This is a genomic window from Amycolatopsis sp. NPDC114504 (genome assembly GCF_055633595.1).
Genome location: NZ_JBVKDU010000003.1, coordinates 610,914 through 637,172, shown reverse-complemented (window position 1 = coordinate 637,172; position 26,259 = coordinate 610,914). Strand labels below are relative to the sequence as shown.

At 71.6% G+C, this 26,259-nt stretch carries 31 protein-coding genes; 17 read left to right on the top strand and 14 right to left on the bottom strand.

What is annotated here, in order from left to right; genetic code table 11:
* Nucleotides 1-53 precede the first annotated feature (53 nt).
* On the top strand, nt 54-704 hold the full coding sequence (locus ACZ7PG_RS24340; protein ID WP_470242396.1) for a YidC/Oxa1 family membrane protein insertase: 651 nt from the start codon (nt 54-56) through the stop codon (nt 702-704).
* On the opposite strand, the gene ACZ7PG_RS24335 is transcribed toward ACZ7PG_RS24340, so the two are convergent.
* A complete protein-coding gene (locus tag ACZ7PG_RS24335; protein WP_470241389.1) occupies nt 687-1,100 on the bottom strand; it encodes a DnaJ family domain-containing protein in 414 nt (137 codons plus the stop codon). The genes ACZ7PG_RS24340 and ACZ7PG_RS24335 overlap by 18 nt on opposite strands.
* A gap of 67 nt (nt 1,101-1,167) precedes the next feature.
* Here ACZ7PG_RS24335 and ACZ7PG_RS24330 point away from each other — a divergent pair, with 67 nt between their 5' ends.
* Nucleotides 1,168-1,938, top strand: a complete 771-nt coding sequence (locus ACZ7PG_RS24330; RefSeq protein WP_470241388.1) for a TetR/AcrR family transcriptional regulator — start codon at nt 1,168-1,170, stop codon at nt 1,936-1,938.
* Between the two features lie 398 nt (nt 1,939-2,336).
* Here the strand turns inward: ACZ7PG_RS24330 and ACZ7PG_RS24325 are convergent, their stop codons facing one another.
* The 3 genes from ACZ7PG_RS24325 to ACZ7PG_RS24315 form a co-directional block, all read right to left on the bottom strand.
* Nucleotides 2,337-2,591: a hypothetical protein gene (locus ACZ7PG_RS24325; RefSeq protein WP_470241387.1), complete on the bottom strand. Its 255-nt coding sequence runs from the start codon at nt 2,589-2,591 to the stop codon at nt 2,337-2,339.
* 5 nt (nt 2,592-2,596) lie between these two features.
* Nucleotides 2,597-3,742, bottom strand: a complete 1,146-nt coding sequence (locus ACZ7PG_RS24320) for a lytic transglycosylase domain-containing protein (protein ID WP_470241386.1) — start codon at nt 3,740-3,742, stop codon at nt 2,597-2,599.
* A 194-nt stretch (nt 3,743-3,936) separates the two neighbouring features.
* A complete protein-coding gene (locus ACZ7PG_RS24315) occupies nt 3,937-4,851 on the bottom strand; it encodes a LysR family transcriptional regulator (RefSeq protein WP_470241385.1) in 915 nt (304 codons plus the stop codon).
* A gap of 104 nt (nt 4,852-4,955) precedes the next feature.
* Between ACZ7PG_RS24315 and ACZ7PG_RS24310 the strand changes: the two genes are divergently transcribed.
* Both ACZ7PG_RS24310 and ACZ7PG_RS24305 read left to right on the top strand, forming a co-directional pair.
* Nucleotides 4,956-5,651 (top strand): SDR family oxidoreductase, encoded by a 696-nt coding sequence (locus ACZ7PG_RS24310; RefSeq protein WP_470241384.1) that lies wholly within the window; start codon nt 4,956-4,958, stop codon nt 5,649-5,651.
* Between the two features lie 101 nt (nt 5,652-5,752).
* Nucleotides 5,753-6,313: a hypothetical protein gene (locus tag ACZ7PG_RS24305; protein WP_470241383.1), complete on the top strand. Its 561-nt coding sequence runs from the start codon at nt 5,753-5,755 to the stop codon at nt 6,311-6,313.
* Nucleotides 6,314-6,315: 2 nt separating this feature from the next.
* On the opposite strand, the gene ACZ7PG_RS24300 is transcribed toward ACZ7PG_RS24305, so the two are convergent.
* Nucleotides 6,316-6,756 (bottom strand): GNAT family N-acetyltransferase, encoded by a 441-nt coding sequence (locus ACZ7PG_RS24300; protein WP_470241382.1) that lies wholly within the window; start codon nt 6,754-6,756, stop codon nt 6,316-6,318.
* A gap of 136 nt (nt 6,757-6,892) precedes the next feature.
* On the opposite strand from ACZ7PG_RS24300, the gene ACZ7PG_RS24295 reads away from it, so the two are divergent.
* Nucleotides 6,893-7,114, top strand: coding sequence for a hypothetical protein (locus ACZ7PG_RS24295; RefSeq protein WP_470241381.1), 222 nt, complete (start codon nt 6,893-6,895; stop codon nt 7,112-7,114).
* Nucleotides 7,115-7,314: 200 nt separating this feature from the next.
* Nucleotides 7,315-8,100 (top strand): DeoR/GlpR family DNA-binding transcription regulator, encoded by a 786-nt coding sequence (locus ACZ7PG_RS24290; protein ID WP_470241380.1) that lies wholly within the window; start codon nt 7,315-7,317, stop codon nt 8,098-8,100.
* Between the two features lies 1 nt (nt 8,101).
* Here ACZ7PG_RS24290 and ACZ7PG_RS24285 read toward each other — a convergent pair whose 3' ends face one another.
* The 4 genes from ACZ7PG_RS24285 to ACZ7PG_RS24270 all read right to left on the bottom strand — a co-directional run bounded on the left by ACZ7PG_RS24285 (nt 8,102) and on the right by ACZ7PG_RS24270 (nt 13,171).
* On the bottom strand, nt 8,102-8,914 hold the full coding sequence (locus ACZ7PG_RS24285) for an SGNH/GDSL hydrolase family protein (protein ID WP_470241379.1): 813 nt from the start codon (nt 8,912-8,914) through the stop codon (nt 8,102-8,104).
* 81 nt (nt 8,915-8,995) lie between these two features.
* Nucleotides 8,996-10,492 (bottom strand): alpha/beta hydrolase, encoded by a 1,497-nt coding sequence (locus tag ACZ7PG_RS24280; RefSeq protein ID WP_470241378.1) that lies wholly within the window; start codon nt 10,490-10,492, stop codon nt 8,996-8,998.
* Nucleotides 10,493-10,575: 83 nt separating this feature from the next.
* A complete protein-coding gene (locus ACZ7PG_RS24275; RefSeq protein WP_470241377.1) occupies nt 10,576-11,937 on the bottom strand; it encodes an MDR family MFS transporter in 1,362 nt (453 codons plus the stop codon).
* Nucleotides 11,938-12,175: 238 nt separating this feature from the next.
* On the bottom strand, nt 12,176-13,171 hold the full coding sequence (locus ACZ7PG_RS24270) for a LacI family DNA-binding transcriptional regulator (RefSeq protein ID WP_470241376.1): 996 nt from the start codon (nt 13,169-13,171) through the stop codon (nt 12,176-12,178).
* Nucleotides 13,172-13,267: 96 nt separating this feature from the next.
* On the opposite strand from ACZ7PG_RS24270, the gene ACZ7PG_RS24265 reads away from it, so the two are divergent.
* Nucleotides 13,268-14,752 carry an FGGY-family carbohydrate kinase gene (locus tag ACZ7PG_RS24265; protein WP_470241375.1) on the top strand — a complete coding sequence of 495 codons (1,485 nt, stop codon included), beginning with the start codon at nt 13,268-13,270 and terminating at the stop codon, nt 14,750-14,752.
* A 62-nt stretch (nt 14,753-14,814) separates the two neighbouring features.
* On the opposite strand, the gene ACZ7PG_RS24260 is transcribed toward ACZ7PG_RS24265, so the two are convergent.
* A complete protein-coding gene (locus tag ACZ7PG_RS24260) occupies nt 14,815-15,162 on the bottom strand; it encodes a hypothetical protein (RefSeq protein WP_470241374.1) in 348 nt (115 codons plus the stop codon).
* Nucleotides 15,163-15,602: 440 nt separating this feature from the next.
* Here ACZ7PG_RS24260 and ACZ7PG_RS24255 point away from each other — a divergent pair, with 440 nt between their 5' ends.
* Complete coding sequence (locus ACZ7PG_RS24255) at nt 15,603-15,776, top strand: hypothetical protein (RefSeq protein ID WP_470241373.1); 174 nt, start codon at nt 15,603-15,605, stop codon at nt 15,774-15,776.
* On the opposite strand, the gene ACZ7PG_RS24250 is transcribed toward ACZ7PG_RS24255, so the two are convergent.
* Both ACZ7PG_RS24250 and ACZ7PG_RS24245 read right to left on the bottom strand, forming a co-directional pair.
* Nucleotides 15,716-16,648: an NHL repeat-containing protein gene (locus ACZ7PG_RS24250; RefSeq protein WP_470241372.1), complete on the bottom strand. Its 933-nt coding sequence runs from the start codon at nt 16,646-16,648 to the stop codon at nt 15,716-15,718. The genes ACZ7PG_RS24255 and ACZ7PG_RS24250 overlap by 61 nt on opposite strands.
* 122 nt (nt 16,649-16,770) lie before the next feature.
* Nucleotides 16,771-17,232, bottom strand: coding sequence for a GNAT family N-acetyltransferase (locus ACZ7PG_RS24245; protein WP_470241371.1), 462 nt, complete (start codon nt 17,230-17,232; stop codon nt 16,771-16,773).
* A 64-nt stretch (nt 17,233-17,296) separates the two neighbouring features.
* Between ACZ7PG_RS24245 and ACZ7PG_RS24240 the strand changes: the two genes are divergently transcribed.
* Nucleotides 17,297-17,881, top strand: a complete 585-nt coding sequence (locus tag ACZ7PG_RS24240) for a TetR/AcrR family transcriptional regulator (RefSeq protein WP_470241370.1) — start codon at nt 17,297-17,299, stop codon at nt 17,879-17,881.
* On the opposite strand, the gene ACZ7PG_RS24235 is transcribed toward ACZ7PG_RS24240, so the two are convergent.
* Nucleotides 17,878-18,843 (bottom strand): helix-turn-helix domain-containing protein, encoded by a 966-nt coding sequence (locus ACZ7PG_RS24235; RefSeq protein ID WP_470241369.1) that lies wholly within the window; start codon nt 18,841-18,843, stop codon nt 17,878-17,880. The two genes, ACZ7PG_RS24240 and ACZ7PG_RS24235, sit on opposite strands and share 4 nt — an antisense overlap.
* A 43-nt stretch (nt 18,844-18,886) precedes the next feature.
* Between ACZ7PG_RS24235 and ACZ7PG_RS24230 the strand changes: the two genes are divergently transcribed.
* From ACZ7PG_RS24230 to ACZ7PG_RS24195, 8 genes are all read left to right on the top strand, one after another.
* The gene (locus tag ACZ7PG_RS24230; RefSeq protein ID WP_470241368.1) at nt 18,887-19,276 is read left to right on the top strand and encodes a cupin domain-containing protein; all 390 of its coding nucleotides are present in this window, start codon (nt 18,887-18,889) and stop codon (nt 19,274-19,276) included.
* A gap of 9 nt (nt 19,277-19,285) precedes the next feature.
* Nucleotides 19,286-19,861, top strand: coding sequence for a GNAT family N-acetyltransferase (locus ACZ7PG_RS24225; protein ID WP_470241367.1), 576 nt, complete (start codon nt 19,286-19,288; stop codon nt 19,859-19,861).
* 32 nt (nt 19,862-19,893) lie between these two features.
* On the top strand, nt 19,894-20,397 hold the full coding sequence (locus ACZ7PG_RS24220) for a winged helix-turn-helix transcriptional regulator (RefSeq protein ID WP_470241366.1): 504 nt from the start codon (nt 19,894-19,896) through the stop codon (nt 20,395-20,397).
* Nucleotides 20,398-20,466: 69 nt separating this feature from the next.
* A complete protein-coding gene (locus tag ACZ7PG_RS24215; protein WP_470241365.1) occupies nt 20,467-20,958 on the top strand; it encodes an SRPBCC family protein in 492 nt (163 codons plus the stop codon).
* Nucleotides 20,955-21,980: an LLM class flavin-dependent oxidoreductase gene (locus ACZ7PG_RS24210; RefSeq protein ID WP_470241364.1), complete on the top strand. Its 1,026-nt coding sequence runs from the start codon at nt 20,955-20,957 to the stop codon at nt 21,978-21,980. Before ACZ7PG_RS24215 ends, ACZ7PG_RS24210 begins: the two co-directional genes overlap by 4 nt.
* The gene (locus ACZ7PG_RS24205) at nt 21,977-24,292 is read left to right on the top strand and encodes a molybdopterin-dependent oxidoreductase (protein ID WP_470241363.1); all 2,316 of its coding nucleotides are present in this window, start codon (nt 21,977-21,979) and stop codon (nt 24,290-24,292) included. Before ACZ7PG_RS24210 ends, ACZ7PG_RS24205 begins: the two co-directional genes overlap by 4 nt.
* 24 nt (nt 24,293-24,316) lie before the next feature.
* Nucleotides 24,317-24,853, top strand: a complete 537-nt coding sequence (locus ACZ7PG_RS24200; protein ID WP_470241362.1) for a dihydrofolate reductase family protein — start codon at nt 24,317-24,319, stop codon at nt 24,851-24,853.
* Entirely contained in the window at nt 24,850-25,953 is a 1,104-nt protein-coding gene (locus tag ACZ7PG_RS24195; protein ID WP_470241361.1) for an epoxide hydrolase family protein, read from the top strand. Before ACZ7PG_RS24200 ends, ACZ7PG_RS24195 begins: the two co-directional genes overlap by 4 nt.
* Here the strand turns inward: ACZ7PG_RS24195 and ACZ7PG_RS24190 are convergent.
* A complete protein-coding gene (locus ACZ7PG_RS24190; protein ID WP_470241360.1) occupies nt 25,950-26,252 on the bottom strand; it encodes a hypothetical protein in 303 nt (100 codons plus the stop codon). The two genes, ACZ7PG_RS24195 and ACZ7PG_RS24190, sit on opposite strands and share 4 nt — an antisense overlap.
* Nucleotides 26,253-26,259 lie beyond the last annotated feature (7 nt).

Sequence of the window (26,259 nt, the reverse complement as noted above, 5' to 3'; positions counted from 1 at the left end):
AGCGCAGCCATTCCGCGTACCCCCACCCCTTCCACTCTTGCGGAGTGCTGCCCATGTTCGGCTTTCTCGACGTGCCCGTCGAAGGCGCGTACCACCTGATCCACGCGTTCACCGGCCCGCTGTCCACGGCGCTGGCCATTGTCCTGTTCACCCTCGGCGTGCGGCTCCTGCTGCACCCGCTCGCCCGGTCGGCGGCCCGCGGCGAGCGCGCCCGGGCCACCCTGCTGCCGGAGATCAAAGCGTTGCAGGCCAGGCACGGCGGCGACCGGGAGCGGCTGGCCGCGGAGATGACGAAGCTGCAGCAGGAGTCCGGGACGTCGCTGTTCGTCGGCTGCCTGCCGATGCTGCTGCAGCTGCCGTTCTTCACGGTCATGTACCGGCTCTTCACGACGCCCACGGTCGGCGGCGAACCCAACTCGCTGCTCGGCGCGACGCTGTTCGGGACGCCGCTGGGCGCGCACGGCCTGGCCGGCAGCCCGCTCGTGTTCGTGATCGCGGCGGGGCTGGCGATCGTCGCGTGGTTCTCGGTCCGCCTGCAGAACCGCGGTGGCGCGGCCGAGGTCCCGGGCGGGAAGTGGCTGCGGCTGCTGCCCTACGGCACGGTGCTCGCGACGCTGGTCGTACCGCAGGCCGCCGGGATCTACCTGCTCACGACGACGGCGTGGACCGTGGCGGAACGGGCGCTGCTACGACGCGGCTCGTGAGCGCCGCCAGTCTTCGACGGCTTCCTCGACGTCCACCGGCGCGACCGTGAGCGGCGGGCCGGTGTGGTGGTTGAGGTAGGCCAGGCGGATCCGCTCGTTGAGGTCCTCGACGACCTCCCGCACCTGCCGTTCGGTCCGCTCGCCGGCGAGCCGTTCGGGCAGGTCCTGGACCTCGCGCTTGAGGGCGAGCGCCGGCGGCAGCAACGCCTTGGTGTCGTGGCCGCCTTTGCGGACCTCCCGCAGCACCCAGTCGGTCGCGGCGTCGTTGCCGGTGGGCTTCGGCAGCGGCTTGCCGGCGCCGGGCAGCGCGTCGAAGTCGCCGCGGTCGCGGGCCTCGCCGATCTGCCGGTCGACCCACCAGCGGAAGGAGACCTTGGGCGGTTTGCGTCCGGTCATGCTTCCAGAATGCCAGGTCGGACGGCCGGTCCGGGTAGGATCGCCGGCGGAGGAGCGAGGGGAACGCATGACCGCCGAACGCACTGGCGCCGAAGAAGTCGACCGGACGCTCGCGTTGCTTTGGCGCGCCCGCGGCGCCGTCACCGAGCCGACCAGGGGCCGCCGCCCGACGCTGTCGATCGAGCGGATCGTCGCCGCCGCGATCGCGGTCGCGGACGCCGACGGGCTCACCGCCGCGTCGATGCACCGCGTCGCGAAGGAGCTCGGCGCGGGCACGATGACGCTCTACACGTACGTGCCCGGCAAGGCCGAGCTGGTCGACCTGATGGTCGACGACGTGCTGGTCGAGCGCAGGCTGCCCGGCCCGGGCGAGCCCCGCCCGGCGGACTGGCGCGAGCAGGTGGCGCTGTACGCGGAGCGGACGCGGGCGGCGTACCGCACCCACCCGTGGCTGTGCGAGGTTTCGCGCGTCCGGCCGCCGCTCGGGCCCGGTCAGCTGGCCGGGCAGGAGTATCTGTTGTCCATCATGGACGCGCTGGGCCTGCCCCCGCGCCATGCGGTGGCGGCGGCCAACGGGATAGGCACGTACATCGACGCGAACGCGGCGCTCGGCGCGGAGAACACCCGCCTCGAGCGCAGCACCGGCCAGTCGACGGAGGCCTGGTGGCACCAGCGTTCGACGTTCTGGGAGAACTACTTCGTGGTCGACGCCCACCCGGCGATGAACCGCATCTGGCTGGGCGGCGGCTTCGACGAGAGCGCGAAGGCTCAAGGGGACAAGGCGTACGAGTTCGGCTTGGACCGCATGCTCGACGGCATCCAGGCCTTGGTGGACTAACGGCGGCTGCGCCACCTGGACCGCCGGCGTTCCTGCCGGGGTACCGAGAACACCCGGGGTGGCCGGTCGGCTCGGCTCGCGCTGCGGCGGTAGCGCTTCTGGACCGGCGGCGTTCTTGCCGGGCCGCCGGGGTTCCGGTGGGCGGGCACCTGAACGGCGGCTCTGCCGCGAGCCTGCCGACTCGCGCTCGCCCTGCGGTAGGTGAGCAATGCCGACCCGGCTGAACGCGCGGGAGCGGCTAGCGGCGGGTACATCACCTCGACCGGCGGCGTTCGTGCCGGGCCGCCGGGGGTTCCGGTGGGCGGCACCTGATCGGTGGCTCTGCCGGGAGCCGGCCGACTCGGGCTCGCCCTGCGGTAGGCGAGCGAGCGCCGACCCGGCTGAACCGGCCCGAGCGGCTAACGGCGGGTACGCCACCGGGACCGCCGGCGTTCCTGCCGAGGTACCGACGGCTCGACCGGAGCCTCACGCAAGACGTCCCGGCACACGGGGTCGAACCGGCCGGGGGCCTCGATCATCGGGGCCGCCAGGACCACGTGGCCGCACACCGCTCGGAAGCGGCCGTCGTGGCGGCCCGCCGCGAACTCTTCCTCTGTGACGGCGTGGGTGTAGCCGTCGGTGTCGCAGCGGATGTGCACCAGGAACGGCTCCACCGGGCTCACCCCGTCGGGCTGGTCGTGGTGGTTTCGGTGGGCGTGCTCGGCGAGTCGGCCGCGGTGCTGGACGGCGCCGTGGTGCTCGTCGTCGCGGGCGGTGTCGTCTCCGGAGGCGGCGTCGTCGACGGCGGCGGGGTGGTCGACGGCGGAGTGGTCGTCGGGTCCGTCGTCGGGGTGGACGACGTCGGCGACTCGCTCGTCGGCGGCGTCGACGTGCCCGGCAACGAGTCCGGCGGCGGCTCGGTCACCGGGGGTGCCGGCGGGGCGGGAATGCCGACCGGGCTGCCCGCGGCGGCGGAGTCCGGGGCGTTGGGGGTGCCGATCGGCACCTGGCTGTCGGGCAGCTGCGCGACACCGCCGCGGTAGGCCGCGGCCCACGCCATCACAGTGTCCACATAGGACTGGGAGTTGTTGTACCGGCGGACCGCGATGCGCTGGCCCGCGTCGGTCGAGAGGTCGAGCCCGCCGGAGCACAGGTAGCGCCCGGTGGCCAGTGCCTCGTCGTAGATGTTGTTCGGGTTCGAGACGCCGTCGCCGTTGCCGTCGGAGGCGTAGCCCTTCCACGTGGCCGGGATGAACTGCGTCGGGCCGACCGCGCGGTCCCAGACGGCGTCGCCGTCGTACTTGCCGCCGTCGGTGTCCGGGATCGCCGCGAACGCGCCGGCGCCGTTGAGCACCGGGCCGAGGATGGGCTCGAGCGTGTCGCCGTTGGCGTTGACGTACCCGCCGCGCGCGTGGTTCGACTCGATCCGGCCGATGGACGCGATCAGCGCCCAGTCGAGGTGGCAGTTCGGCTGTTCCTTGGCGAGGATGTCGGCGGCGTTCTTGTACGCCTTCAGCATGCTCCCCGGGATGCCGAGCGGGCCGGAGATGCCCGCCGAGCCCGCGTGCCCGCCGGGGACGACCAGCGGCGTGGGCAGCGGCGGCTGGGGCAGGCTGCCGTCCACGGCGATCGGCGGCATGACGATGTTCGGCGGCTGCAGCGGGGCCGCCTGGTCGGGCAGTGCCTCGCCGGCGCCGGCGATGACGACCGGTGCGGGCAGGCCGGTGGTCAGCGTGGGCAGCACGACGAGCGCGCCACCGGCGAGCGCGACGGCGGTGCGGCGGACCCCGCGCGAGCCCTTGCGACGTGGCCGGTGCTTCGGCATGCTGCGTCCCCGCTTCCCTCGATCTTCGCTGATCGCCTCACCGATCGGCCCCACCCACCGGTACTGACCGGTAGGAGCAAGCTATCCGATGGAAGCAAACTTTGGCGAATGGCACAGCGAAATCGGGGCCGCGAAGAGAAGTTCGTCCTGATGGCACAAAACCTTCGTAGGGAATCTGTCACATTCACCAGGACTTAACGGGTGGCTGAGGAGAGTTTGTCCACCAGGACACCGGGTACGGCGATCCCACGGTGCACCACGTCCGAAGAAAACCGCCGGACGAGCGAATCCGACGGCGTCGCGGTGAACGTGACGACATCGCGGTGCAGAGCGGGCTTCAGCCGCCGCAGCGCACCCGTGAACGTGCGCGCCAGCGCGGTCGTCGGGACCAGCGCCACGCCCAGCCCGGCCGCCGCGAGCTGCGCCGCCGTCGCCGCCTGCTTCGTCCGCATCACCGCCTCGAGCACGGTCGCGCGCTGTGCGAACTGCTCGTCCAGCCAGCCGCCGAGTCCGTTGTCCGGGTGGTAGTGCACCACCGGCACCCCGGCGAGGTCGGTCATCGGTACCGCCGCCCGGGTGGCGAGCGGGTGATCCTGGGCCAGCGCGACGACGATCTCCTCGCGCCCCACCACCTCCAGCGGCCCGGTCCAGCGGCTCGGCCGCGGTCCGACCGCGACGTCCGCTTCGCCCGCTTCCAGCGCCGCCACCAGCGCGTCCGCGCTCGTCGTTTCCGTGAGGGTGATCAGCACGCCGGGACGGTGCCGGTGCCAGCTCCGCAGCACGGGCGCGAGCAGCCCGGCGGTCATGCTCTCCGCGCACGCGATCCGCAGCGTGCCCTCGCCGCCGCCTGCCACCGCGCGGCCGGTCCGGACCACGCGCTCGGCCGCGGCCAGCGCCGCCCGCGCGTCGGCCAATACCGCGCGCCCGGTGGCCGTCGGCCGCACTCCGCGCGGCAGCCGTTCGAGCACCGGCGTGCCCAGTTCCCGTTCGAGCGCGCCGATCTGGTGCGACAGCGCGGGCTGTGAGAGGTGCAGCCGCGCGGCCGCCTCGGTGATCGACCCGGCGTCCAGCACCGCGACCAGGCACTCGAGCGCGCGCAGCGTAGGCATTCGCGGATTCTATCGCAGCCATCGAAAACATTCGTGCCACGAAGGGATTGTTCCAGTGGTGTTGCGCGCTGACTCCCGGTGTGCGAAACGAAAGGAGCACGGAAATGTCGTTCGAAGGAAAGCGGCTGGTCGTCGTCGGCGGTGGATCGGGGATCGCGCGCCGGATCGCGGCGGACGCGCTCGTGGCCGGCGCCGAAGTCACCTCGGCCGGGCGGAATCCGGAGCGGATCGCCGTTCCCGGTATTCGCGCCGCATTCGCGGATCTCGGGGACGAATCGTCGCTGAAAGCGCTTGCCGAAACCGTGGGCGAACTCGACTACCTGGTCACCCTCGCCGGGGCGCCGGCGAACGGGCCGGTCGCGGAACTGGAGCGGGACGCGGTCACCCGGGCCTTCGACGCCAAGGTGATCGGGCCGTTGATGCTGGCCAAGCACTTCGCCCCGCGGTTCCGCGACGGCGGCGCGATCGTCTTGTTCTCCGGGGTCGCGGCGTGGCGGCCGGCGCCCGAGCGCACGGTCATGGCCACGACGAACGGCGCGGTCGCGTTCCTCGCGCAGGCGCTCGCGGTCGACCTCGCGCCGATCCGCGTCACGGCTATCTCCCCGGGCATCGTCGACTCCGGTGCGTGGGACCGCCTCGGCGCCGGCAAGGAGGACTTCTTCCGCCGGACCGCGGAAACGAACCCGGCGCGCCGGGTCGGGCACCCCGCGGACCTCGCGGCGGCGACCCTGCAGGTGCTGGCGAACCCGTTCATCACGGGCACGACGCTGCACGTGGACGGGGGCGGCAGGCTCGGCTGAAAACCGAGGGTGAGCGAGCCTTTACAGGATCACGCGCCATTCCTATGATCGGCCGACCGGACGCAGCGCCCGCGTCCGGTCGGCCCAAGGTGGAGGGTTTGATGGCACGCAGGGCTCCCCGCGGCGAGGCGGTCACGGTCGCCGAGCTGCTGGTCCGATCCGCGACGGGCGACCGTCAGCACGCGCCGCCGCGGCACCGGGAGAAGCCGCCGGTGTTGCGCTCCCTGGCCCGGCTGCGGGTGTTGTCCGTGGTCGCCGGCGCGCTGGCGCTGACCGGCGGGGTCGCGACGGCGGTGTCGATGCCGGGTGAGCGGAGCGCGGGTGCGGCCTGGCCGCCGGCCGGCCTGGAACCCGTGGCCGCGCCGCTGGTGCCGTTTCCCGGGGAAGTCGTGGTACCGCCCGCGAAGCCGGCTCCGGAATCCGTGGCGCCGTCGATCGATCCGAGCGGAATCATTCCGGCGGCCGTGGTGAAGGAGGCGAATTCCGGAACCACGCCCGCCCATCGCGGAAAACTCGCGAAAGCCGTCAAGATCGTCGGGAAAGCGAAACCGAAGCAAGCGGCCCCGGTGCGCCACGCGATCCCGGACGTCCCGGCCTGGTCGCGCGGGCACCACCAGCAGCAGCACCGCCACGACTGCGGCGGTGGCCGCCACCGCCGATGACGCTACGAGCCGAGCGGGATCTGGTACTGCATGAACCCCTTGTCGACGGCGACCTGGTCGTAGAGGCGCCGGGCGGTGGTGTTCGACGTCTGTGTGTGCCAGTAGACGCGGACGCATCCCCGTTCGCGCGCCCAGTCCGCGACGGCTTCGATCAGGGCCCGCCCGACCCCGCGTCCCCGGGCTTTGGTGTCGGTGAACAGGTCTTGCAGGTAGCAGACGTCGGGGGACGTCGTGCTGACGTGCGTGAAGAAGTGCACGATGCCGACGAGCTCGCCGCCGAGCCGCGCGCCGAGCGCGTGCATCCGCTCGCCGGTGGCGAACTCGCGCCACGCGCGGTCCATCAGTTCGGGCGCGAGTGTCCTGCCGTAGAACGTGTTGTAGCCGGCGAACAGGTTTTCCCAGGCCGGACGGTCTTCCGCGGTGAGGCCCCCAAGGGTGATCATGCGCCGAGGCTAACCCGCCGGCTGACCGGTTCGAGGACCACACCGGACACAACTGGCCAGTAAGGTGACGAACCCGAATCAGATTCATAGAATCAGCCCGCAGATCCCGGTAGGTCCGATTCAGCGGAGGTTCCCGATGGCGCGCACGGCGCACCGTGCCAGTCGCAAGCCCGTCACGGTGGGAGAGCTGATGCTCCGGCCGGACGTCCACGGCAGACGCCGGCCCGAGGACCTGGAGGTGCTCGAGCTCGCCTACCGGATGCGTCGCCGGGTCGGCCCCGAGCCGGTCGTCACCCCGACGCCGCGTTCGCGCGCGCTGGCCGTGGTCACCGGCCTCTGGCGGCGCAAGCCGCGGTAGGTCCCCCGCGCTCTTCCGCAGGCCACCCTCGCCGAGGGTGGCCTTTTTGCTGCGCCCGAGTGTCCTGGCGAAGCCGCATCAGGAGAACCGGCCCCCCGTGCAAAGACCACCCCGAATGCAGCATACTGCTCGAAACGGCGGCCAACAGCGCAATGTCATGCGCGATAGGCCACCGAGAGCTGAGCTAGGGAGTACCGCCGATGGCCCGGCACGAACGGTTGAGCAGCCTGCTGGACATGCTGGGGCAGCGGGAAAAGATCGATGTCGAGGACGTCGCCGCGGAGCTGGACGTCTCCGCCGCCACCATCCGACGGGATCTCGACCACCTCGCCGAACAGCAGCTGCTCACGCGCACCCGCGGGGGTGCCGTCGCCAATGATCTCGCCTATGACCTTCCCCTGCGCTACAAGACCGCTCGGCACGTGCCCGAGAAGCAGCGGATCAGCGCCGCCGCCGCGGCCTTCGCCGAGAAGGGCATGGTCGTCGGCCTCAACGGGGGCACCACCACCGCGGGCGTCGCGCGTGCCCTCGCCATCCGGTCCGACCTGGGCGGACGGGGGGACGCGCACGGCATCACCGTCGTCACCAACGCCCTCAACATCGCGCACGAGCTGGCCGTGCGGCCGAACGTCAAGATCGTCGTCACCGGCGGGGTCGCGCGGCCGCAGTCGTTCGAGCTGAGCGGGCCGCTGGCCACGCGCGTGCTCAGCGAGCTCACCATCGACCTGCTGTTCCTCGGCGTCGACGCCTTCGATCCCGACGCCGGCGCGTTCGCCCACCACGAGGGCGAGGCCAGCATCAACCGGCTGATGGTGGAACGCGCCGAGCGCGTGGTCGCCGTCGCGGACGGCTCCAAGCTGGGACGGCGTGCCTTCGCCCGGATCTGTGAGACGACGCAGGTGCACGCCCTGGTCACCGACACCGACGCCGACCCCGAAGCGGTGCGGGCCTTCGAAGCCGCCGGGGTCGAGGTTCAGGCCGTCTGACTCAGCGCGCGAACGCCAAGGCCGCGGTCAGCGCGCGGTGGCCGGCCGCGCTCGGGTGGACGTCGCAGCCGCCGGCCGGCAGCTTGATCAGCAGCCCGGCCGCGCACGGGTCGCCGCCCGCGCGCAGGGAGGCCAGGAAGAACGCCGTGAAGCCGTCCGCGATCTTGCCGTGGTAGCGGCGGGTCACCTGCGTCAGCGCCGCGTTGATCGCCTTGACCTGCGCGACCTGCGTCGGGTCGCGGTAGTCGAGCGAGTAGTACGACACCAGCACGACGTCGCCGCCGTAGTGGGCGCGCACCGCGGAAAGGATCGTCGCGAGGTTGCGGCTCACCTGGGTCAACGCGGCCTGGAAAGTAGCGCCGGTGCAGTGGTCCGGCGTCGTGTCCCGGCACAGGAACAGGTCGTTCGCGCCGATGGTCAGCGTGACGAGCCGGGTGTCGCGGTGGGTCCGCAGGTACTGCACGGCGTAGTCGATCTGGGCTCCCGCGTACGCGACGTGCAGTGGGTACGCCAGCCGGTAGCCGTTCTCGCAGCCGTTGCTCGGCGCGGTGACGACCAGCATGCTGCCCGTCGTCTCGCCGGGGCAGGACGCGTTCGCGAGCTGGAGACCGCGCAGTGACGCGTACTTCTCCGCGTAGCCACTGAAGTTGGCCGCGTTCAGGTACGCCGCGCCCGCGTTGGGCCGGTAACCGAACGCGACGGAATCGCCGAGCGCGAGATACCCGCCGTGGCGGGACGACGCCTCCGCCGGTGCGGTGAGAAGGGAACTCGCCGCGACGACCGCCGCGGCCATGACGAAGAATCGGCGAAGCATCCTCGGCTCCCTTCCCCGCACCGTTGCGTGGCCGGAACGATTGTGCCTCGTCCCGGCCACGCGGCGGAAGCGTCAGGAGCGTCAGAAACCGATGACCGGCGGCGGCTTCGGCCCGGCGATCCGGGCTTCGGGGGTCCCGGGCTCGACGGCCGCGCAGTGCGTGCCGCGCGCCGGGAGCTTTCCGCTGATCAGGTAGTCGTCGGTCGCCTTGATCACGCACTGGCTGTTCTTGCCGTACGCGCCGTGGCCCCAGCCGTCGTAGGTGAGCAGCGTGCTGCCGCTCTGCCGGGCCGCGGCCTGCGACCACGCGTACGGCGTCGCCGGGTCGTACTTGCTGCTCAGCATCAGCAGCGGCGGCGCGCCGTGCACCTGCAGCGGGTGCTGCGGGTTGCTCGCCTTGTTCGGCCAGCCGATGCAGCCGGTGACCGCCGTCCAGCCCAGGGAGTTGACCTTGACGTCCGGGGCGAGGGCCGCGGCCGTCCGGCGGTAGGCCTCGAGCTCGGCGTAGTTGTGCACCGGCAGCTTCCAGTCGTCGCAGAACACGCTCTGGAACACGGTGTTGACCGGGATGTCGTCCTTCAGCCGCGCGGACGCGGCGGGCGGGGTGCCGTCCGCGAACGACTTGAGGACCGTCGCCAGCCGATCCCAGCTCGGGCCGTAGAAGGAGCCCTGGAAGATCCCGGCGAGCGAAAGCGGTGTGATGACCTCTTCGCTCTGCGGATCCTTCAGCTCGCCGCGGGCGGCTTTGTCCTGGAGGTCGCGTGTCAGCTTCGAGACGTCCCGGCCGTGCAACGCGCAGCTCGGCGTCCGGCCGCACCACGCCACGAACTCGCCGAACTCCGCCTGCACCGACTGGGTTTCGCTGTTGAGGAACTGGAACGCCGTGAGCTGCGAGTGGTCCATGTTGCTGTCCAGCACGAGCGCGCGGACCTTGTCCGGGAACAGCTCGGCGTACTGCTGGCCCATCAGCGTGCCGTACGAAACCCCGTAGTACGTCAGCTTCTTCTCGCCGAGCGCGGCGCGGATGGCGTCCATGTCGCGCGCGACGCTCTCGGTGTCACCGAACTGTCCCAGCGGCCCGGAAAGCCGGTTGCAGCTTTCGCCGAGCTTCCGGTTGTACGCCGCGAGCTGCTCGAACTCGGCCTGGTTGCGCGGGACTTCGGGGTGGTCGGCGATGAGCTCGTCGAGCCCGCACTTGATCTGCGTGCTGCTGCCGACGCCGCGCGGGTCGAAGCCCACCGTGTCGAACCGTTTGGTGATCTCCGGGGAGAGCGTCCAGCCGTCCTTGACCCCGCCCGCGCCCGGCCCGCCGGGACCGCCCGGGTCCATCAGGACCGACCCGATGCGCGCCCCCGGATCCGTCGCTTTCCGCCGGGCGAGCGCGATGCTCGCCGTGCCGCGGTCCGGGTGCGCCCAGTCGATCGGCACGGTCACCGTGCCGCAGTCCACCCCGGGCGCGTCCGCGCACGGCTTCCAGTCGATCGACGGTGCGGCCGACGCCGGCGTCGCCGCCAGCACGCTCCCCATTACCGCCACTGCTGCCGCGGCCGTCACCAGCCGCTTCGATACCCCCGACATCGTCAGCCCTTCCCCTTACCGACAGTGGTTGATCGGCTCCAGGAAATCACCAAACCGGTGATCGCGCCAGGTTCCCTGGTGGACTACCCCGTGACGTCCACTGTGGACGAACGCTCGGCGTGGCGGAGCCGGCCGGCGGCCACGGTGCCGAGCGCGCAGATGACGCCCAGCACCCCGAATGCCCAGGCGAACCCGGTCGCCGGGCCGGCGGTGAGGCCGCGGGACAGCACGATCACGCACACCGCGCCGCCGGCCGCGCCGCCCACGCGCATCACGATGTTGACCAAAGCCGTCGCGTGGCCCAGTTCGGGCGCGCGGACCGACGCGTACGCCGCCGTCGACGCGGGCATGATCGACAGCCCCAGTCCCGCGCCGCGGACCACGAGCAATGCCTGGACCAGCCACATCGGCGCGTCCGGGCCGAGCCACGGCATGGGGACGGTGCTCGCCAGCACGACCAGCGACCCGGTGAGCGAGACGGTGCCGCCGCCGTAGCGGTCCGTCAGCCGCCCGGCCACGAGCACGAACACCGTAGTGGCCAGGCCCATCGGCGCGAGCAGGACGCCGGCCTCGGCCGGCCCGGCGCCGAGCCGGACCTGGAACCAGAGCGGCAGCAGCAGGACCGCGCCGAACATCCCGGCGCCGGCCAGCAGCACGGACGCCAGCGCCGAGCCCATGACCGGCCGCGCGGCCAGCCGCAGGTCCAGCACCGGATGCGGCACGCGCAGCGAGCGCCGGACGAACACCGCGAGCGCCAGGACGCCGACGGCCGCGAGCACGACGTCGAGTTCGGTCAGCGTGTAGACCAGCAGCGGCAGGCCGAGCGAGACCAGCAGCAGTCCTGGCCAGTCCACCGGCGGCGGCTGCCCGCGGTCGCCGCGCGGCACGTACCGCAGCGCGAGGCCGAACGCGAGCAGCCCGATCGGCAGGTTGAGCCAGAACAGCACCGGCCACGAGAAGTGCGCGAGCAGGAACCCGCCGACGCTCGGCCCGACGACCGGGGCCAGCCCGACGACGAGCCCGAGCGTGCCCATGGTGCGGCCGAGCCGCTCCGGCCCGACGGCCAGCCCGATCACCGTCTGCCCGGCGGTGACCATGACACCGGCGGCCATGCCCTGCACCGCGCGCAGGGCGATGAGCGTGCCGGCGTCCGGCGCGAGGGCGCAGGCCACCGACGTCAGGAGGAACGCTCCCAGCGCCCACAGCCAGAGCCGTCCGGCGCCGAGTTTCCGCACGAGCCACGGGGTCAGCGGGAGGGCGGCCGAGAGGCCGAGGAGGAACGCCGTCGCCACCCACTGGATCTCGATGAGGCCGACCCCCAGGCGCAGCCTCATCGACTCCAGTCCGACCGCGACGATCGAGCCGTCCATGTTGCCGAGGAAGCCGCCGAGCGCCATGACGCCGGAGGCGATCCAGACGGTGCGCGGGATGGGAGGAGCGGTCATGGCTCCGACGGTAAAAGCTGAAGCAAGGTCGAAGTCAACTGCGGCGAGCGCCGAAGACCTGCCGGAGCAACGTGACGTCGTGGGTCAGGACGGCGAGTTCGTAGCGGCTGTCGCCGGCTTCGCGGGGCGCGAGCCGGCCCACGACGTGGTGCGCGGCGAAAGGACGACCGGCTCTTGCGCGCTCTCCGGTGGGAGATCGCACCTTCGATCAGAGCGTCCAGCACGTCCCCAGCGTAGATCAGCGTGTGGAGCTGCCCCGGACGATCAGCTGTGCCGTCAACGTCGTCGTGGCCGGCGCGCGGGAAGCGCCGCCGGCGATGCGGTCGAGCAGGAGACGCGCGGCCAGCCGGCCCATCGTGTGGGCGGGCTGGGCGAGGACCGTCAGCGCCGGGGAGATCAGCGTCGCCCACGGCGGGTCGTCGAACGACACGATCCCGACGTCGCGGCCGGACCGCAGGCCCAGCTCCGCCATCACCTGCAGCAAGCCGGCCGACATCGTGCTGCTGGACACCAGGAGTGCGTCCGGGGGATCGGGTCTCGTCAGCAGTCGCACAGCGGCTTCCCGGCCGCCCGCTTCACGGAATTCGCACCGGTGCACCAGGTTCGCCGAGTATTTCCGGCCCGCGGCGCGCAGTCCGTCGCGGTAACCGTCGAGCCGGTCGTCCGCCGTCGTGACGCCCGGTGGGCCCGCGATGCAGCCGATCCGCCGGTAGCCCTGGGAAACCAGGTGCCGCACGGCTTCCCGGGCCGCGGCGCGGGAGTCGAGGAGCACGGCGTCGCAGTCCGCCGAAGTGAGGCGCCGGTCGACCGTCACGATCGGCGTCCGGTGCGTGGTCAGCGCCCGGACGTCGCTGTCGACGGTGGTCGGCGACATGATCACGCCGGCGCGCCGCTCCTGGGCCGCGACCTCGATGTACCGGCGCTCCTTGGCGGTGTTCTCGTCGGAGTTGCACAGCATCACCGAGTACCCGGCGGCCTGCGCCGTGTCCTCGACCCCGCGCGCGATCGCCGTGAAGAACGGGTTTTCGACGTCGGAAATGATCAGTGCCAGCACCGCTGTCTCGCGGCGGCGCAGGCTGCGCGCCAGGCCGTTCGGCGTGTAGCCGAGCTCGGCCACGGCCATCGCGACGCGCTCGGCGAGTACGGGGTCCACAGTGGACTTTCCGTTGAGCGCTCTCGACACGGTCGCGGTCGAGACCCCGGCCAGCGCCGCCACGTCGGAGATCGTCGCCACCGCGTCCTCGTTCGGTCTTCGTTCGTTGACAGTGCTTCCGGCACACCATAGCGTGGTGGTAATCGATTTCCCGCGGGTTGGCCCGTGGAGGGGCGGATGACCGGACTGCTGCTCGGCGTGGACATCGGCACGGCCGGCTCGAAGGGCGTGCTGGTCGACCCCGACGGCGCCGTGCTCGCCCGGTCGGTCCGCGAGCACACCGTGTCGACACCGCGTCCGGGCTGGGTCGAGCACGACGCCGAAACGGTCTGGTGGGCGGACTTCACCGGGATCGTCGCCGACCTGCTGCGCGCGGCCGAGGGGCGGCCGCTCGCCGGGCTCGGGGTCAGCGGCATCGGGCCGTGTCTCCTCCCGGCCGACGCCGACGGCACGCCGTTGCGGCCGGCGATCCTTTACGGCGTCGACACCCGGGCGGGCGCGGAGATCGCCGAGCTGAACGACGAGCTCGGTGCGGACGAGATCCTGGCCCGCGGGGGTTCGCCGCTGACGAGCCAGGCGGTCGGGCCGAAGGTGCGCTGGCTGGCCCGGCACGAGCCGGACGTCCACGCGCGCACGAAGAAGCTGCTGATGGCGAGCTCGTTCCTGGTGCACCGGCTGACCGGCCGGTACGTCCTCGACCACCACTCGGCGAGCCAGTGCACGCCGATGTACGACCTGGCCGCCGGCGACTGGGCCGGGGACTGGGCCGACCGCGTCGCGCCGGGGTTGCCGCTGCCGGAACTGCTGTGGCCGACGGAGATCGCGGGGGAGGTCACCGCGGCCGCGGCTTCGCTGACGGGACTGCCCGCCGGGTTGCCGGTGACGGCGGGGACGGTCGACGCCTGGGCCGAAGCCGCCAGTGTCGGCGTCCGCGAGCCGGGCGATGTCATGGTGATGTACGGGACGACGATGTTCCTCGTCCAGGTGCTGACCGAACCGCGGCCGCACGCGGGGTTGTGGGGCACGCGCGGGGTCGTCCCGGGCAGTTTCACGCTGGCGGCGGGCATGGCGACGTCCGGCGCGGTGACCGACTGGCTGCGGAAATTAGTAGGGGCGTCCTTCGGCGACCTCGTGGCGGAGGCGGCTTCGGTGCCGGCGGGCAGCCGCGGGCTGCTCCTGCTGCCGTACTTCGCGGGGGAGCGGACGCCGCTGTTCGACCCGGACGCGCGGGGCGTGCTCGCCGGGCTGACGACGTCGCACGGCCGGGCCGAGATCTACCGCGCGGCGCTGGAGGGGACCGCTTACGGCGTGCGGCACAACCTGGAGGCGATGGCGGCCGCGGGTGGTGCGGCGGGGCGGCTGGTCGCGGTCGGGGGCGGGACCAGGGGCGGGCTGTGGACGCGCATCGTCTCGGACGTGACCGGGCTGCCGCAGCAGATCCCGGCGGAGACGATCGGCGCGTGCCTGGGTGACGCGCTGCTGGCCGCCGAGGCGCTGGGGATGGACGCCGCCCGCGGGAACCCGATCGCCGCGACGGTGACGCCGGACCCGGAGAACCACGCGCGGTACGAGGAGTTCTACCGGCACTACCGGGCGCTGTACGAGGCGACGTCGGAGACGGCGCACTTCCTGGCGGCCCAGCAGCGCGCGGCCACGGACTGACCGGGTCTATTTCGGACTATTTCCGGCGGGACAGCGCTTTCCGCCCGGCGCGGTCGCCGAGGTCAGTCGTACCCGGGTCGCGGGCCCGTACGGCCCCGGCGCGCGGCCGGCCGTCGGCCCGCGACCGCGTGCCGGTGGTGCTCCAGCGCCGCCACGGACTGCGTGACCTGCTCGAAGCTCGGCAGCGCGTGCACGTTGGCCACCAGCGTCATGTCCTTGCGCGGGATCTCCATGAAGCACACTTCGACGCCGGACTTCGCCGCGTGGGTCGCCACCGCGTCGCGCCAGGTGTCGAGATCGTGCTCGTCACCGAGCCATTCGTGCAGGTAGACGCACCACTTTCCGCGCAGCAGCTCACCCGCGATGGCTTCTTGCCCGACCAGGTACGGCTCGGTCACCCGATCGTCCATGACCGTTCCCGAGTACGCCAAGGCACTACTTCCCTCCTGCTCCCCGGTGGTGACCCCTACCACCGGAAAGCGCTATCCCGGAGACGGCCTCCCCACCGCGGCCGAGCAGCGCGCAACCCCGCGACCGATGCCGGTTCTCCGGGGACCGCGTCAACATACCGGCGGATTTGGCGCACAGCAACCATTTCCACGGTGTGCCAAGGTCCGCGGCGGCGAGCGTGCACCACTCGTGTGCGGATGCACGTGCCGATCATGGTGTGCCGCATTTGAATATTCACCGAAATGGCGAGGCGAATTCGGTGGAACGTCATCGAAGCCCCGGGAGAGCCTTCGGTGCGTGACCGGCCGGGTGCGCAGCGTCAGAAGCGATGGAGTCGTAGGTTCGGGAACGGAAGCTTCGGATTGCTATATGCGTATTGCAAATTGCAGAAACAGCACACGTGCGAGGCTGTGCCCGGCTCGAAGCTCGTGCTGGCCGGCACCGGGACTGCTGCGCCGATCTCGCCCAGTACGGCGCGACGACCGTCCTGGGCAAGACCCGGACCAGCCCGGCCTACCCGGCGACGCTGCCGTCGAACCCGGCGCTGCACGTGTTCGCGGCGAGCGTCGCCTGAAGGAGGTTCGGCGCGCCGCCGAAGTAGGCGCCGTCCGTGACGTACACCGTGTCGTCGCGGACGGCGACCGCCGTCGGGTTGGCCAGTCCGTCCGAAGTGGACAGGATGGTCCGCACGCCGTCGCGGCCGACCGTGACCACTCGGTTCTCCTGGTTGATCGCGGCGATGACGGTGCCGCCGTGGAACGCGAAGTCGTCGACCGGCCCGAGACCCGTCGCGATGATTCGTCCGGGTCCGCCGGTCAGCGGGAACCGCACCAGCGTGCCGCGGTCCAGGTTGGACACCCAGACGGCGCCGTCGTGGACCTTGATCCCGTTGGCGCCGAAGCCGCTCACGGGGGCGAGCAGGTCGCCGGTGGCGAAGGCGGTGACCCGGCCGTGCGAGACCCGCCAGACCGTGGCGCCGAACGAGTCGGCGACGAAGAGGTCGCCGGTGCGCGGGTCGCGCGCGACGCCGTTCTGGAAGCCGGCCGGCGGCAGTGCGGCCACCTGGACCGGCGCTGCGCCGGGACGAACCCGGTAGAGGCCGGTCGCCGCGGTGCCGGTCGAGACCGCGACGTACAGGTCGCCGCCGGGGGCCCGGACGATGCCGCCGAGGAACAGTCTCTTGTGGACGACCGGGACGTCGCCGTCGTCCGGGACCGGGATGCGGGCGATGACGCTCACGCGTCCGCCGGGGGTGACCCGGCCGATTTCGCCGGTGTAGGCGAAGGTGAGGTCCGCGGAGCCGTCGGGCTCCAGGGTGATGTTCTCCGGCTGCTGCCCGGCGGCGAGGTCGAGGGGAACGATCCTCGACGCCGCCAGTGCGGGTGCGGCCGGCAGGGCGAAGACGGCGGCCGCGGCCAGCACGACGCCGATCTGCTTGATGTGCAAAGGAACTCCGTCAGGGTGAAGGGAACGGCGAAAAGAACCCCAGATCGCCGTGCCTTCGACGGTAGGCCCGGTGCGCCCCCGGCCACCAATAGCTCAGGCTGGGGCGGCCATCGGAAATCCGATCACAGATCGCGGGCGAAGCAGCGCGAGAGTGCCTCGCCGACGTACGGCCCGTAGGCGTCGATGGGCTCGTAGCCTTCGCGCTGGTAGAAGCGGATCGCGTCCGGCTGCCCGGTGCCCGTCTCCAGCAGCAGCCGGGCGATGCCGAGGTCACGCGCGTGGTTTTCGAGCGCGCGCAGCAGGGCGGTCGCGACGCCGGTGCCGCGGGCCGCCGGCTCGACGTACATGCGCTTGACCTCGCCCGAACCCGGCCCGAGCGGGCGGAGCCCACCGCAGCCCACGGCCGCGCCGGCGGCGTCCCGCGCGACGAGGAACACCGCGACGGTGTCGGCGGTCGGCAGGGCGCCGGGCTCGTGGTTGTCGGTGCCGTAGCGGGCGTCCAGTTCGACGCGCTGGGCCGCGCGCAGCCGGAAGGCGTCGGGATCGTCCCAGGTCACGGCGGTGATCTCGAGGGTGGTCGGCACGGTACTCCTTTCCGTAACAAGCGTTACCGTAGCAGCTGTTACGCTTCACGGGAAGGAGGTTTCCGTGCCGAAGCAGCGTGACGTCGAGGCGCAGCGGGAGCTGCTGTCGAACGCGACCTGGCAGGTCCTCGCCGACGGCGGCCTGCCGGGCCTGACGCTGCGCGCGGTCGCCGAGCGCGCGGGGTGCACGACCGGCCTGGTGATGCACGCGTTCCCGACGAAGAAAGCGTTGCTGCTGCACGCGCGCGACCTGCTCTACGACCGCACCGCCGTCCGCGCGGACGCCGCCGAGGCCGCGACCACGGACCCGGGCCAGGCATTGGCGGCGGTGCTGGGGTGCGCCGTCGACCTGCCCCACGGCCACCACGACGAATCCCGCGTCTGGGTGGGTTTCCTCGCGGCCGCTCTGGCCGACGAAGACCTGGCCGAACGCCACCGCGCGGCGAACCACTCGTTCCTGGCGCGGGTCCGCCGGCTGGTCGCGGCGTGCCGTCCGGAGTGGACGGACGAGCGGCTCGAGCTGACGACCAAGAGCCTGGTGGCGCTGGTCGAAGGCCTCAACGTCCTGGCCGCGGCGGACCCGGCCGGGTATCCCGCGAAGCTGCAGCGAGCCGCGCTGGCCAAGGCGCTCGGCGAGCTGAGGTCCTAAGCCGCCGGGCCGAAGCGGCGGCGGTACGCGCTCGGGCTCAGCCCCGTGTGCCGCCGCAGCTGCAGACGCAGGTTCGCCGCCGTCCCGAAGCCGCTCGTCGATGCCACCCGGTCCAGCCGCAGCTCGCCGCGTTCGATCAGGCGGCAGGCCAGCGTCACGCGTTCGGTCGTCAGCCAGGCCAGCGGGGTCGTGCCCAGCTCCGCGCGGAACTTCCGGTGCAGCGTCGCCGGGCTGATCGCCGCGTGCGCCGCCAGGTCGGTCACCGTCAGGGGCCGGTCGAGCCGCGAGCGGGCCCACGTCAGGATCGGCGACAGCGATGAGTCCGGCACCGCGGGGACCGGGCGTTCGACGAACTGGCGCTGGCCGCCGTCGCGGTGGCCGGTGAACACCAGCCGCCGGCTGACCGCGTTGGCGATCTCCGCGCCGTGGTCGCGGTGGATCAGGTGCAGGCCGAGGTCGAGGGCGGCCGCGCTGCCCGCCGCGGTGAGGACGCCGCCGTCGTCGACGAAGAGGACGTCGGGCTCGAGGTCCACGTCCGGGAACTGCGCGACGAAGTCGTCGGCCCAGCGCCAGTGCGTCGTCGCACGGCGGCCGTCGAGGACACCGGCGAAGGCGAGGGTGAACGCGCCGGTGCAGAAGCTCACGAGCCGCGCGCCGCGGTCCGCCGCCCGCCGGACGGCGGCCAGGACAGCGGGGGACGGCCGGGTCAGCGGGTCGGGCCGGTTGGGCACGATCAGCGTGTCCGCGGTGTCGGCGACGTCGAGGCCGTGCACGCCGGAAAGCGTGAACATCCCCAGGTGCATGGTGGTTTCCGGGTGGGGCGAGCAGAGCGCGAAGTCGTACCAGGGCCGGTCCAGCTCGGGCCGCCGCAACCCGAACAGCTCGGTCGCGACGCCCATCTCGAAGGGGTTCGAGCCCTCGTCGACCAGCACGACGACCCGGTGCGAGAATTCTTGCGGCATGTGCGATTCCTAGCACTCGCGCGACGGAAACACCAGGTCGACGATGGTGACCATGAACCCGATCGACCTGAACGAAGTCCTGGCGAGCTTCGACGCCGCCTGGAGCCCGCGGATCGTCACCCGCGTGAACGACTACGACATCCGCCTCGCCCGTTTCGCCGGTGAGCACGTGTGGCACGTCCACGAGCACACCGACGAGTTCTTCCTGGTCCTCGACGGGGAGATCGAGATCGGCGTGCGCGACCCGGACGAGCGGGTGGTGACGCTGTCCCGCGGTCAGGTGTTCGTGGTGCCGAAGGGGACGTTCCACAAGCCGTCGTCGAAGGCGGGCGCGAGCGTGCTGCTGGTCGAGCCGGCGGGGACGCTCTCGGTCGGCGACGAGCACGACGAAGTGCCGGACCACGTCGACGTCACCACCGGCCACCTGGTCTAACGTCGGGAGATGCTGACTGTCGTACCCGTCGACCAGGCGTCCTGGGCGGACCTGCAGGCGATCTTCGGCGACCGCGGCGACCCGGCCCGCTGCCGGTGTCAGTACTTCAAGGAGACGCCGGCGCAGTGGAAGGCGGGGACGCCCGAGGCTCGCGCCGAGCGGTTGCGTGTCCAGACCGCCGAGCACGCGACCGGGCTCGTCGCCTTCCTCGACGACGAGCCCGCCGGCTGGTGCGCGGTCGAACCGCGCACCGCCTACCCGCACCTGCTCGGCAGTCGCGTCGTCTGGGCCGGGCGCGACGAGGACCCGGCCGACGGCAGCGTCTGGGCGGTGACCTGCTTCGTCACCCGCAAGGGCTTCCGGCGCCGCGGGGTGAGCGCCGCGCTGGCGCAGGCGGTCCCGGGCTTCGCACGCGAGCGCGGGGCCCGCGCGGTCGAGGGTTATCCGATGCTGGTCGTTCCCGGGCAGAAGGTCGCCTGGCCCGCCGAACTGTTCGTCGGTACGGCCGGGATCTTCGCCGACGCGGGGTTCACCGAAGTGAGCCGTCCGACCGTGAGGCGGGTCGTCATGCGGCTGACCTGCTGAGTCCTTCTGAAGGACGGCGTATCCTCGGCCGCATGAAACGGACCTCCTTCGCGCAGTGGCCGTGCTCGATCGCGCGCACCATGGACCTGCTCGGGGACTGGTGGACGCCGTTGGTGCTGCGGGACGCCTTCTACGGCGTCCGCCGCTTCGACGAGTTCCAGCAGGCGCTCGGCATCGCGCGCAACACCCTCGCCGACCGGCTCAAGCGGCTGGTCGACGAGGGGCTGCTGGAGAAGGTCGCCTACCAGACCGAGCCGGTGCGCTACGACTACGTGCTCACCGAAAAGGGCCGCGACTTCTACCCGGTGCTGCTCGCGATGACGCGCTGGGGCGACAAGTGGCTCTCGAGCGAAGCCGGCCCGCCGATCACCGTGCACCACACCGCCTGCGGGCACGACACGCACGCCGAAATCGTCTGCGCGGACTGCGGCGAACCGATGACGCCGGAGGACACCCGGATGCGCCGCGGGCCGGGCTTCCCGCCCCGGCTGGCGCAGCGGCCGGACGTCGAAGCGCGGTTCGCGCGGCAGGAGTGACGTTGACAGCGTAGGTCTATCTACGCAACTATCGTGGTCAGAGGCTCACCGAGAGGAGTGGCGACCACGATGGAGTGGACGGGCGCGAGGTATGCGGACAAGCCGACGGCCGAGGTCTCGACCTGGATCGACGCCGTCCCCGAGGACGTCTGGCCGGTCGTCTCCGACATCGCGCTGATGCCGTCGCTGAGCTCGGAGCTGCAGGCCGTCGAGTGGTGCGAGCCCGGCCGCAAGTTCGTCGGCCGGAGCAAGCACGACGCGTTCGGCGAGTGGGAAACGACGTCGTACGTCGTCGAGTGCGAAGAGCCGCGCGTGTTCTCGTGGGCGGTGCAGGACCCGGCCGAGCCGAGCTCGGTCTGGAAGTTCACCCTCGAACCGGACAACGGCGGCACGCGGCTCTCGCAGTGGATGCAGATGGGGCCGGGCCGGTCGGGGCTGTCGTTCGCCATCGACCGCATGCCGGAGAAGGAACAGAAGATCGTCTTCGTGCGGCTGCGCGAGTTCGAAGCCGCGATGACCGGCAACCTCGCCGCGATCAAGGAGCGGGTGGAGAACCGGTGAGGACCGCGACGACGGTCGAGTTCTCCCGGGATTCGCGCACGACGCTGGACTTCGTGCTGGAAGCGGAAAAACTCGGCCTCGACGTCTGCTGGGTCGCCGAAGCCTGGGGCTCGGACGCGCCGTCCGCGCTCGGCTACCTCGCCGCCCGCACCGACCGCATCCGGCTCGGCTCGGGCATCATCCAGCTCGGCACGCGCACACCCGTCGCCATCGCGCAGGCCGCGGTGACGCTCGCCGACCTGTCCGGCGGCCGGTTCGCGCTGGGGCTGGGCCCGTCCGGGCCGCAGGTGATCGAAGGCCTGCACGGCGTCCCGTTCGCGAAGCCGTTGACGCGGATGCGCGAGACCGTCGAAATCATCCGTCAAGCCATCGCCGGGGAGAAGATTTCGTTCTCCGGCAAGGCTTTCGAGGTCCCGCTGCCCGGCGAGGCGCGGCCGATGCGGTTGTCCACCCCGCCGAACCCGGACATCCCGATCTACCTCGCGACGCTGTCGCCGAAGCTCCTGGAGCTCACCGGCGAGGTCGCGGACGGCTGGCTCGGCACCAGCTTCGTCCCCGAAGGCGCCGACGCGTACTTCGGTCCTCTCGACGCCGGACTCGCGAAGTCGGGCCGCACGCGGAAGGACATCGACGTCTGTCAGGGCGCCGAAGTCGCCTTCGCGGACAACGAGGACGAGCTGCGCGTCATGGTCGGCAGCCGCAAGAAGGAGCTGGCCTTCAGTCTCGGCGGCATGGGCTCGGCCACCACGAACTTCTACAACGACGCCTACAGCCGTCAGGGCTGGGCCGACGTCGCCGCCGAGGTCCGCGAGCGCTGGCAGGCCGGCGACCGCGACGGCGCGACCGCGCTCGTCACCGACGAGATGGTGCTCGGCACGACGTTGATCGGCACCGAAGAGATGGTCCGCGCCCGGCTGCGCGTCTGGCGCGACACCGGCATCGACACCGTCCGGCTGTACCCGGCCGGCGAAACGCTCGACGCGCGTCTCACGACGCTCGGCCGCGCATTGGAGCTGATATGACCGGCGAGTGGCACCGCACCGCGTGCAGCCTCTGCTACCTCAACTGCGGGCTGGAGGTGCAGCTCGACGGCCGCAAGATCACCCGTGTCCGCGGTGACAAGGCGCACCCGCGCTCGGCCGGGTACCTGTGCCAGAAGGCGCAGCGCCTGACCTGGTACGGCGACCACTCCGATCGCTTGACGACGCCGCTGCGCCGGCGTCCCGACGGCACCCACGAACCCATCGGCTGGGACACCGCGCTCAGCGAGATCGCCGCGAAGCTGCGGGCGATCCGGGACGCGGACACCGAAGCCGGCCGGCCGGGCTCGTTCGCCTACGTCGGCGGCGGTGGCCAGGGCAACCACTCCGGCGGCGCGTACGGCGCGTCGCTGCTGAAGTGGATGAACTCGACGCGCCACTTCAACGCGCTCTCGCAGGAGAAGACCGGCGACTTCTGGGTCAACGGCGAGCTGTTCGGCTCGGCGCTCGTGCACACCGCCGAGGACGTCGAGCACTGCGACCTGCTGGTCGTGCTCGGCTGCAACCCCTGGCAGGCGCACGGGTTCAGCAACGCGCGGCACGCCCTCAACACGATCAAGAACGACCCCGCGCGCAAGATGATCGTGATCGACCCGCGGCGCACGGAGACGGCGGAGATCGCCGACCTGCACCTGCCGCTGCGGCCGGGTACCGACGCCTACCTGCTGGGCGCGATCCTGGCGCTGGTGCTGGAACGCGGCGGCGAGGATTCGGCCTTCCTGGCCGAGCGCACCGAAGGCTTCGACGAAGTGGCCGCCGTGCTGCGGAAGATCCCGGTCGACGAGTGGATCGCGCACGCCGAAGTGTCCCGTGTGGACGTCGACAAGGCGGTCGACCTGATCCTGGCGGCGTCGGCGATGACCGTGCGGGTCGAGCTGGGCATCCAGCAGGGCCGGCACTCGACGCTCAACAGCTACCTCGAGAAGCTGGTGTACCTGGTCACCGGGCACTTCGGCCGGCGCGGGACGAACAACCTGCACTCGTGGCTGCTGCCGCTGTGGGGCTCTTCTCGCGGGCAGCGATCCGAGGTCACGGGCTTCGAGTACATCGGCGGCCTGCTGCCGGCGAACACCCTGGCCGAGGAGATCCTCACCGACCACCCGAACCGGGTGCGCGCGCTGTGGGTGGAGTCGTCCAACCCGGCCAACACCTACGCGGGTACGCGGGAGGTCGAACGGGCGGTGCGGGAGGCCGAGCTGTCCGTGGTCGTCGACGTCGCCTACACCGAGACGGCCGCGCTGGCGGAGTACGTGCTGCCGGCGGCGTCCCAGCACGAGAAGTGGGAGTTCACGCTCTTCACCTTCGAATGGCCGACGAACTACTTCCAGCTGCGGCCGCCGTTGCTGGACCCGCTGCCGGGCACGCTGGTCGAAGCCGAGATCTACACGCGGCTGTTCGACGCGCTGGGCGTGCTGCCGCCGTCCGACGTCCTCGCGTCGCTGGCCGCCGGGCCGCGTGAAGAGCTGCAGGCCGGCATCGGGGCGCTGGTCCAGGCGATGCCGGAGCGGGCCGCGATCCTGCCGGTGCTGCTGTACCGGACGCTGGGCGCGTCATTGCCCGGCGGCGCGGCGTCGATCGCGCCGCTGTGGGCGGGTTGCCACCGGGCGGCGAAGACGATGACCGTGCCGGTGCAACGCGCTTTGGGCAGCTCCTTGTCCGGCTTGGCACTCGGCGAGGAGCTGTTTGCCCGCGTTTTGGCCGGTCCGACGCCGTTTTCGACGCACGAGCAGGACGAAGTGTGGAGCCTGATGCGCCGCTCGCGCGTCCGGTTGGCGGTGCCGGAGCTGCTGGAGTGGCTGGGATCTCTGGACCCGGCGGCCGAGCGGCCCGACCCGGCGTTCCCGTTTTCGCTGATCAACGGCCAGCGCCGGGCGCACAACGCGAACCAGATCCTGCGCGACCCGCGCTGGCGCCGCACGGACCCGGACGGCGCGCTGCGTGCGCGTCCGGAAGAGCTTTCGTCCATCGGTGCCGCGGCGGGAGACTGGGTGGCGGTGGTGACCCCGGCCGGCCGGGTGGTCGTCCGCGCCGAAGCCGACCCGGGGCTGCGGCCGGGCCAGCTTTCCCTGCCGCACGGCTACGGGATGGCCCACCCGGACGCCCAGGGCAGGCGCGTGGTCAGCGGCCCGCGCATCAACCTGCTGACGGACGCACTCGACCGCGACCCGATCGCGGGCACGCCGCACCACAAGGACGTCCCGGCGCGCCTGGAGCCGGCGACGGAGGAGGAGCGAACCCGGGCGGAGACGGACAGCGCGCGCGTGCGAGAGACCGTCGCGAGTGGACGGTCGTGACTTTTCCCCGGTTTATAGTGACCCATGCGCAAGATTGTCTCGAACCTGTTCACCTCGCTCGACGGCGTGGTGGAAGCACCGGACAAGTGGTCGCTGCGGTACTGGAGCGACGAAATCGGCCAGGCGGTCGGCAGCGGGATGGCCGCGGCCGACGCGATGCTGCTCGGGCGCGTCACGTACGAAGGGTTCGCCGAGGCGTGGCCCGGGCAGACCGACGAGGGCGCCGAGTTCATGAACAATGTGCGGAAATACGTGCTTTCGTCGACATTGTCCGAAGTCGGCTGGAACAACGCGACGCTGCTGACCGGTGACCCGGCCGACGCCGTCCGGACGCTGAAAGCGTCGTCCGGCGGCGACATCATCACCAGCGGCAGCACGACCACGGTGCGCTGGCTGCTGGCCGAGCGACTGGTCGACGAGCTGAACCTGCTGCTGTACCCGATCGTCGTGGGCCGGGGCAAGCGGCTGTTCCCCGAGGAAGGGCCGGGATTCCCGCTGACGCTGAAGAAGTCTTCGACGTTCGGCAACGGCGTCGTCCGGCTGTCCTACGTGCCGGCGTGACCACGCCGTTCCGGATCGACGTCCCGGAGGCGGACCTCGACGACCTGCGTGCGCGGTTGCGCCGGACCCGGTGGCCCGAGGCCGGGCCTGACGACTGGAGCCAGGGCACGCCCCTGGGATATCTGCGTTCTCTGTGCGACTACTGGGCTTCCGGCTACGACTGGCGGGCCCTGGAAGCGCGGGTGAACCGTTTTCCGCAGTACCGCACGGAAATCGACGGCCTGGGCATCCACTTCCTGCACGTGCGTTCGCCCGATCCGGCCGCGTTGCCGCTGATCCTCACGCACGGCTGGCCCGGCTCGTTCCTCGAGTTCACGAAGGTGATCGAGCCGCTGTCGGCGGAGTTCCACCTGGTGATCCCGTCGCTGCCGGGCTACGGCTTCAGCGACAAGCCGTCGTCGCCGGGCTGGGGCATCGAGCGCATCGCGGCGGCGTGGGCGTCCCTGATGGCCGGCCTCGGTTACGCCCGTTACGGCGCCCAGGGCGGCGACTGGGGGACGTCGATCACGACGTCACTCGCCCAGCTGGACGCGGACCACCTGGCGGGCATCCACCTGAACCCGCCGATCGCGGCCCCGGACCCGTCGACGTTCGACGACCTGACGCCGTCCGAGCGCGAGTCGCTCGCGGCCTTGGACCACGCTTCGCGCTGGGAGGACGGGTATTCGGTGCTGCAGTCGACCCGTCCCCAGACGCTGGGCTACGGGTTGCTGGACTCCCCGGCCGGCCTGTGCGGCTGGCTGGTGGAGAAGTTCCACGCGTGGTCCGACGGCTTCCCGTTCACCCGCGACGAGCTACTGGACGACGTGACGCTGTACTGGCTGACGGGCACGGCGGCATCATCGGCGCGGCTGTACTGGGAGAGCATCCGGAAGGTGCAGCGGTGGTTCTCGGAGGCGACCGACGACACGGTGGACGTGCCGACGGGCTGTTCGATCTTCCCGAAGGAGATGCCGCGGCCGTCACGCCGGTGGGCCGCACGGAGGTACACGGACATCCGGCATTGGAACGAACTGGAGAGGGGCGGTCACTTCGCGGCTTACGAACAGCCTGAGCTGTTCGCCGAGGAGGTGCGCACGTTCTTCAGGATGGTCCGCTAGCGCTTGAAGCCCTTCGGGTCGGCCAGGTATCGATCCAAGTCCGGATCTTCGTGCAGCTCGGTGAACTCGTTCGCGACGTACCAGCCGGGTTCCAGCTCGGCCCACAACCGCTCGAACGCCGCTCGGACGTCGGCGTTGAACCGCGCGCACCGGGCCTCGCGCCACGGGCCGGGGTCCGGCGGATAGTCCCAGTTCAGCGACTCGTCGTACCGCTCGGCCAAACTCTCCAGGGTGGCGCGGAGATCAGCGCTGATCGGCAGCTCGTCGACGTCCGCGGGGCCCATCCAGCCCCACAGCACCGCGCCC

Excerpts from the sequence above, each read along its gene's own strand:
- ACZ7PG_RS24340 (WP_470242396.1), top strand. The coding sequence starts at position 54 with ATGTTCGGCTTTCTCGACGTGCCCGTCGAAGGCGCGTACCACCTGATC.
- ACZ7PG_RS24335 (WP_470241389.1), bottom strand. The coding sequence starts at position 1,100 with ATGACCGGACGCAAACCGCCCAAGGTCTCCTTCCGCTGGTGGGTCGAC.
- ACZ7PG_RS24330 (WP_470241388.1), top strand. The coding sequence starts at position 1,168 with ATGACCGCCGAACGCACTGGCGCCGAAGAAGTCGACCGGACGCTCGCG.
- ACZ7PG_RS24320 (WP_470241386.1), bottom strand. The coding sequence starts at position 3,742 with ATGCCGAAGCACCGGCCACGTCGCAAGGGCTCGCGCGGGGTCCGCCGC.
- ACZ7PG_RS24315 (WP_470241385.1), bottom strand. The coding sequence starts at position 4,851 with ATGCCTACGCTGCGCGCGCTCGAGTGCCTGGTCGCGGTGCTGGACGCC.
- ACZ7PG_RS24310 (WP_470241384.1), top strand. The coding sequence starts at position 4,956 with ATGTCGTTCGAAGGAAAGCGGCTGGTCGTCGTCGGCGGTGGATCGGGG.
- ACZ7PG_RS24305 (WP_470241383.1), top strand. The coding sequence starts at position 5,753 with ATGGCACGCAGGGCTCCCCGCGGCGAGGCGGTCACGGTCGCCGAGCTG.
- ACZ7PG_RS24300 (WP_470241382.1), bottom strand. The coding sequence starts at position 6,756 with ATGATCACCCTTGGGGGCCTCACCGCGGAAGACCGTCCGGCCTGGGAA.
- ACZ7PG_RS24295 (WP_470241381.1), top strand. The coding sequence starts at position 6,893 with ATGGCGCGCACGGCGCACCGTGCCAGTCGCAAGCCCGTCACGGTGGGA.
- ACZ7PG_RS24290 (WP_470241380.1), top strand. The coding sequence starts at position 7,315 with ATGGCCCGGCACGAACGGTTGAGCAGCCTGCTGGACATGCTGGGGCAG.
- ACZ7PG_RS24285 (WP_470241379.1), bottom strand. The coding sequence starts at position 8,914 with ATGCTTCGCCGATTCTTCGTCATGGCCGCGGCGGTCGTCGCGGCGAGT.
- ACZ7PG_RS24280 (WP_470241378.1), bottom strand. The coding sequence starts at position 10,492 with ATGTCGGGGGTATCGAAGCGGCTGGTGACGGCCGCGGCAGCAGTGGCG.
- ACZ7PG_RS24275 (WP_470241377.1), bottom strand. The coding sequence starts at position 11,937 with ATGACCGCTCCTCCCATCCCGCGCACCGTCTGGATCGCCTCCGGCGTC.
- ACZ7PG_RS24265 (WP_470241375.1), top strand. The coding sequence starts at position 13,268 with ATGACCGGACTGCTGCTCGGCGTGGACATCGGCACGGCCGGCTCGAAG.
- ACZ7PG_RS24260 (WP_470241374.1), bottom strand. The coding sequence starts at position 15,162 with ATGGACGATCGGGTGACCGAGCCGTACCTGGTCGGGCAAGAAGCCATC.
- ACZ7PG_RS24235 (WP_470241369.1), bottom strand. The coding sequence starts at position 18,843 with ATGCCGCAAGAATTCTCGCACCGGGTCGTCGTGCTGGTCGACGAGGGC.
- ACZ7PG_RS24230 (WP_470241368.1), top strand. The coding sequence starts at position 18,887 with ATGGTGACCATGAACCCGATCGACCTGAACGAAGTCCTGGCGAGCTTC.
- ACZ7PG_RS24225 (WP_470241367.1), top strand. The coding sequence starts at position 19,286 with ATGCTGACTGTCGTACCCGTCGACCAGGCGTCCTGGGCGGACCTGCAG.
- ACZ7PG_RS24220 (WP_470241366.1), top strand. The coding sequence starts at position 19,894 with ATGAAACGGACCTCCTTCGCGCAGTGGCCGTGCTCGATCGCGCGCACC.
- ACZ7PG_RS24215 (WP_470241365.1), top strand. The coding sequence starts at position 20,467 with ATGGAGTGGACGGGCGCGAGGTATGCGGACAAGCCGACGGCCGAGGTC.
- ACZ7PG_RS24205 (WP_470241363.1), top strand. The coding sequence starts at position 21,977 with ATGACCGGCGAGTGGCACCGCACCGCGTGCAGCCTCTGCTACCTCAAC.
- ACZ7PG_RS24200 (WP_470241362.1), top strand. The coding sequence starts at position 24,317 with ATGCGCAAGATTGTCTCGAACCTGTTCACCTCGCTCGACGGCGTGGTG.